The 749-nt window shown below is 56.3% G+C and carries 1 protein-coding gene; it reads left to right on the top strand.

Annotated features, from left to right (window positions below; genetic code table 11):
- Positions 1-214: 214 nt before the first annotated feature.
- Positions 215-469, top strand: coding sequence for a hypothetical protein (locus tag PQR02_RS40645; protein ID WP_408243424.1), 255 nt, complete (start codon positions 215-217; stop codon positions 467-469).
- Positions 470-749: the final 280 nt, after the last annotated feature.

Here is a 749-nt window from a genome sequence, read left to right as displayed (position 1 = left end):
CCAAGACCGAAAAACGGTCGACGACCTTGCAATAGTGGCTGTCGACATGGATGTTCTGGAGCTTGCCAAGAGCGCTTTTGGGTGATAATCGTCTCCGCGCTACCCGTGGCTGTCGACCCACGCTCGACACCACGAGAGGCCTGTCGATTCTGCTTCTTCATCAGTATCGAAACCACCAAGGACGCCAGACGCCTCAACGACCTTATTGTCTCGCATGACTGTGCCGCTTCAGCAGGAAGTCAACCGACGAATCCATCGACTGCAGGAAATCGTCGAGGATGGAGTGAAGATTCGTGTGCCGCGGCCGCAGTTGCAAGAGCCTGACAAGACAGGCTGCAACTGGAACATGACCCACTTCGGCAACGCGGTCGGCTTCGAGCGCGACATCGAGGGCGTGCTCAAGGTCGTGCGTGCGGAATACAACCTAAATACCGAAGTCAAAGACACAGGCAACCCGTTTGGGGACTAACCATGAAAGACGTCGATTCCTCGTTCGTTTTTGATGGCGTGGGCTCTAGTGGTGCGCTTACTAGCAGTCGCAACTCTGGCTGGTTGCTCGACTTATGCTGTTCCCGGATATTCAGTTTCGGCTGACAACGTGGTTGCCCTCAAGTCGATTGCTCCTCGCAGTGCGCGCGGAGTGCCCTGTTGTGTCGCCCAGTTCACCTCGGGTGGCCAGATTACATTAAGGCCCGTGCTCCCTAGGCACAAAAGCAAAAAAGCCCCTCAGACTTCCGTCGCGAGGGGCC

The sequence above is a fragment of the Paraburkholderia sediminicola genome (genome assembly GCF_046026895.1).
Lineage (GTDB): Bacteria > Pseudomonadota > Gammaproteobacteria > Burkholderiales > Burkholderiaceae > Paraburkholderia > Paraburkholderia sediminicola_C.
Note: the sequence above shows the minus strand (reverse complement) of the source record. Positions and strands in the feature narration are given on the sequence as shown.